Origin of the sequence: Micromonospora sp. NPDC005220 (assembly GCF_040607895.1) — a bacterium.
In the GTDB taxonomy this organism is placed as follows: domain Bacteria; phylum Actinomycetota; class Actinomycetes; order Mycobacteriales; family Micromonosporaceae; genus Micromonospora.
This window is the reverse complement of sequence record NZ_JBEXHP010000205.1, coordinates 1-4,903: the sequence shown is the minus strand read 5'-3', so window position 1 is coordinate 4,903 and position 4,903 is coordinate 1. Positions and strand designations below refer to the sequence as shown.

The window sequence follows — 4,903 nt, the reverse complement described above, 5'->3', positions numbered from 1 at the left end:
CTCGGCATCGACCGAACCTGGCTCGGCGCCGACCGGCGCGCCGACGCGCACCTGGCGATCGTAACCCGCCAGGCGGGGCCGGTCCGGGGCCGGGCGGCCACCGACCTCGCCCACGCGCCGGTGTGGGGCCTGGTGCGCTCGGCGCAGACCGAGAATCCGGGACGCCTCACCCTGCTCGACGTGGACGACGACTCCTGGGCCGCGCTCCCCGGCGCCCTGGCCGCCGCGCTCGCCGCCGGCGAGCCGCAACTGGCGCTGCGCGAGGGCGCCGCGTACGTCCCGCGCGTGGTGCCCGACGGCGCGGCCGGCCCGCTCGAACCTCCGCCGGGCACCGCCCCGTGGCGGCTCGAGGTGGGCGGGGCGGGCGGGACCGGCGTCGACGACGTGGTGCTCGCCCCCGCGCCGGAGGCGGCCGCGCCGCTCACCGACGGGCAGGTCCGGATCGCCGTGCACGCCGCCGGGGTCAATTTCCGCGACGTGCTCATCACCCTCGGCATGTACCCCCAGGAATCCCTGCTCGGCGGGGAAGGTGCCGGCATCGTGCTGGAGGTGGGCCCGGGCGTGACCGGCCTGGCCCCCGGCGACCGGGTGCTGGGGCTGTTCGCCGCGTGCGGCGCCTTCGGCCCGGTGGCCGTCACCGACCACCGGCTGGTGGTGCCCATGCCGGCCGGGTGGTCCTTCGCCGAGGCGGCCACCGTGCCCGTCGCGTTCCTCACTGCGTACCGGGGGCTGGTCGAGCTGGGCGGCCTGCGTGCGGGCGAGTCGGTGCTGATCCACGCCGCGACCGGCGGGGTGGGCATGGCCGCCATGCAGATCGCCGAGCACCTCGGCGCGCGGGTGTACGCGACGACGAGCGCTCCGAAGTGGCCGGTCCTGCGGGCGGCGGGGTTGTCGGACGAGCGGATCGCCTCGTCGCGCACACTCGAATTCGCCGAGGCGTTTCGGGAGGCGACCGGAGGGCAGGGCGTCGACGTCGTGCTCAACTCGCTCGCCGGCGACTTCGTCGACGCGTCCCTGCGGCTGCTGCCGCGCGGTGGACGGTTCCTGGAGATGGGCAAGACCGACCTGCGCGATCCCGCCACCATGCCGGCCGGTGTCACGTACCAGGCGTTCGACCTGAACGAGGCCGGCCCCGAGGTGCTGGGCGCGACGCTGCGCACACTGCTCGACCTGTTCGCCGCCGGTGTGCTGCGACCGCTGCCGGTGACGCGGTGGGACGTCCGCCGGGCGCCGGCCGCCCTGCGGTACCTGAGCCAGGCGCGGCACACCGGCAAGGTGGTCCTGACCGTGCCGGTGCTGGACCCCGACGGCACCGCCCTGGTCACCGGCGCGACCGGCGCGCTGGGCCGGTTGGTGGCGCGGCACCTCGTCACCGCCCACGGCGTACGCCGCCTGCTGTTGCTCAGCCGTGGCGGCGCGGCGGACGACCTCGTGGCCGAGCTGACCGCGCTCGGCGCCGAGGTGACGCTGCGGGCCTGCGACGTGGCCGACCGGGCGGCACTGGCCGCCGTGCTGGCCGAGCACCCGGTGGACGCGGTGTTCCACGTGGCCGGCGTCCTGGACGACGGGCTGGCCGACACGCTCACCGCCGACCAGGTCGACCGGGTGTTGCGCCCCAAGGTGGACGGTGCGCTCAACCTGCACGAACTCACCAGCGGACTGCGCGCGTTCGTGCTCTTCTCGGCGGCGTCCGGGGTGCTCGGTGGGCCGGGGCAGGCCAACTACGCGGCGGCCAACACGTTCCTGGACGCGCTCGCCTGGCACCGCCGCGCCCGGGGCCTCAGCGCCACGTCTCTCGCCTGGGGCCTGTGGGCGCCGGCCAGTGGGATGGCCGACCTGAGCGAGGCCGACCGGAGCCGGATGGCGCGCGGCGGCATCCTGCCGCTCGCCGCTGAGCAGGGGCTCGCGCTGCTCGACGACGCGCTGAGCCGGGACGAGCCGCTCCTGCTGCCGGTGCGCTTCGACCGCGCCGCCCTGCGGGCGCAGGGGCCGGCACTGCCGCCGCTGCTGGCCGCGCTGAGCGGCGGGCCCGCCCGCCGACGGGTGAGCGGTGCCGTCGCCGCCGACGGCGGGGCGTCCCTGCGCCGCCGGCTCGCCGGGCTGCCACCGTCCGAGCGCGCCGAGGCCATGCTCTCCGTGGTCCGCACGCAGGCCGCCACCGCGCTCGGGCACGGCGACGCGCAGGCGGTCCCGGCCACGGCCGCCTTCCTGGAACTCGGGTTCGACTCGTTGACGGCGGTGGAGCTGCGCAACCGGTTGGCCGCGTCGACCGGCCTGCGGCTGCCTCCGGCCCTCGTCTTCGACCATCCCACCCCGGGCGCGCTCGCCGCGTTCCTCCTCGCCGAGCTGCTGCTGCCCGACGGCGCACCGGCCGGACCGGAGGTCGCCCGGCAGTCGGGCGCGGGCCTGTCCGGGCTGCTCCGGTCGGCGGTGGAGACCGGCCGGACGCCGGAGTTCGTGTCGTCCCTGCGCCTACTCGCGGACTTCCGGCCGGTTTTCACGGACGCGAACGACCTGGTGGACGGGCCCGGTCCGCTGCGCCTCGCTCACGGCGCGGCTCCCGCCCTGATCTGCCTGCCGCCGATCGTCGGCCGTTCCGGGCCGCACCAGTACGCCCGCTTCGCGGCCGGGCTGCGCGGGGCCCGGGCGGTCTCGGTCCTGCCGCACTCCGGCTTCCGGCCGGGTGAGCCCTTGCCGGCCAGCCAGGAGGCGGCGGTGCGGGCCCACGCCGAGACCATCCTCCGGCACGCGCAGGGCCAGCCCTTCGCGCTCGCCGGCTACTCCTCGGGTGGTCTGGTGGCACACGCGGTCGCCGCCGAGCTGGAGCGGCGCGGCGCGCGGTGCGCCGCGCTGGTCCTGCTGGACACCTACCGCCCGGACGCCACCGAGCTGGTCGAGGAGCTGATCCCGCAGGTGCTGCGCGGGCTGCTCGAACGGCAGGCCCGGATGACCGGCGAGGGGGAGGACTCCCAGGGCGACGCGTGGCTCACCGCGATGGCCCGCTACCTGCACTTCGACTGGACGCCTACGCCGGTCCGCGCGCCGACCCTGTTGGTCCGGGCCGCGACACCGATGCCGGGCCAGGCCGCCGACGGCGCGTGGCAGGCCGACTGGCCCTCCGCCGAGAGCACGCTCACCGTGGCGGGCGACCACTTCACGATGCTCGAAACCCACGCCACCGACACGGCGCGGGCCGTGCACGACTGGCTCACCGAACGGGGAGGATCACGATGACCACCAGCTGCTACGAGATCGGCGACATCCCGCCGCTGGGCGAGGTGCCGGCCCGGATGTACGCCTCCGTCATCCGGCCGGAGCGCTACGGCCCGCCGACCGACGCCTTCCGGACCGAGGTGGTGGACGTCCCACCGCTGGGGCCGGGAAAGGTGCTGGTCATGATGATGGCCGCGGGCGTGAACTACAACAACGTCTGGGCCGCCCTCGGCAAGCCGCTCGACGTGGTCGCCGCGCGCCGCCGCCGCGACGACACCGGCTTCCACATCGGTGGCTCCGAGGGTGCCGGCGTGGTGTGGGCGGTCGGCGAGGGCGCCCGCCAGGTCAAGCCGGGCGACCACGTCGTGCTCTCCGGCTGCCAGTGGGACGAGTCCGCCGCCGACATCCGGGCCGGCGCCGACCCGATGACGTCGTCGACCCAGCGGGTCTGGGGGTACGAGGAGAACTACGGCGCGTTCGCGCAGTTCACAGTCGTCGACGAGTACCAGTGTCATCCCAAGCCGGCGCGGCTGACCTGGGAGGAGGCGGCGGCGTACCTGCTCACCGGGGCGACGGCCTACCGGCAGCTCTGCGGGTGGCCGCCGCACGTCGTCCGCCCCGGCGACCCGGTCCTGATCTGGGGTGGGGCCGGCGGGCTTGGCTCGATGGCGATCCAGATCGTCCGCGAGCACGGGGGTATCCCGGTGGCTGTCGTCTCCAGTGACGACCGGCGGGAGCACTGCCTGCGCCTGGGCGCGGCGGGCGTGATCGACCGGCGCGAGTTCGACCACTGGGGTCGGCTGCCGCAGCTCGACGACCAACCGGCCGTCGACGTCTGGCTCAAGCAGGTGCGCGGCTTCGGGCAGCGGTTCTGGGAGATCCTCGGTGAGCGGCGGGCCCCCCGCATCGTGCTGGAGCACCCCGGTCAGGACACCATCCCGACCTCCATGTACCTGTGCGACACCGCCGGCATGGTCGTCATCTGCGGCGGCACGAGCGGCTACAACGCCGACGTCGACCTGCGGTTCCTCTGGATGCGGCAGAAGCGGTTGCAGGGCTCGCATTTCGCCAACGTCGCCGAGTGCCGGGCGATCACCGCGCTGGTGGCCGCCGGCCGGATCGACCCCTGCCTGGCCTGGACCGGGACGATCGACGACCTCGGCCGGGCGCACCAGCTGATGTACGACAACGAACAGCCGCCGGGCAACCTTGCGGTGCTGATCAACGCCCCCCGCGCCGGCCTGACCACGCTGCCGGCGTGACCCGGCCGGTGGGACACGTGTGTCGGTGCCGGGCTCAGTCCGGCACCGTCACCGCCGTCAGCACCAGGCCGTCGGTCACCACGTAACGGCCGCGCAGGTCACGGAGGTCCGGGCCACCGTCGAGGCGGGTGCCGGGCACGTGCAGCCGTCCGGAGAACGTCCCGGCGGCGGGGTCGATGCTCAGGCTCGCGTCCTCGAACCCGAGCCAGCGCTGCGTGAGCGGGTACCACGCCTTGTAGATCGACTCCTTCGCGCTGAACAGGAGCCGGTCCCAGTGCGTGCCGGGATGCCGTCGGGCCAGGTCGGCGAGCAGTTCGCCGTCGCCGGTGGCGCTCACCGACTCCAGGACGCCGTCCGGGAGGGGCCCGTGCGGCTCGGCGTCGATGCCCAGGGCGGCGACGTCCGCGGCGCGGGCGACGGCGGCGGCC

3 protein-coding genes are annotated in these 4,903 nt (G+C 75.4%); 2 read left to right on the top strand and 1 reads right to left on the bottom strand.

Features of this window, described 5'->3' with window-relative positions; genetic code table 11:
• The coding region (locus ABZU52_RS31885; protein ID WP_354974630.1) for an SDR family NAD(P)-dependent oxidoreductase at positions 1 to 3,234 on the top strand (3,234 nt) is incomplete at its 5' end.
• Positions 3,231 to 4,475: a crotonyl-CoA carboxylase/reductase gene (gene ccrA, locus ABZU52_RS31880; RefSeq protein WP_354974629.1), complete on the top strand. Its 1,245-nt coding sequence runs from the start codon at positions 3,231 to 3,233 to the stop codon at positions 4,473 to 4,475. The genes ABZU52_RS31885 and ccrA, both read left to right, overlap by 4 nt.
• 34 nt (positions 4,476 to 4,509) lie before the next feature.
• Here the strand turns inward: ccrA and ABZU52_RS31875 are convergent.
• Positions 4,510 to 4,903: 4'-phosphopantetheinyl transferase superfamily protein (locus tag ABZU52_RS31875; protein WP_354974628.1), on the bottom strand; the 394-nt coding region annotated here is incomplete at its 5' end.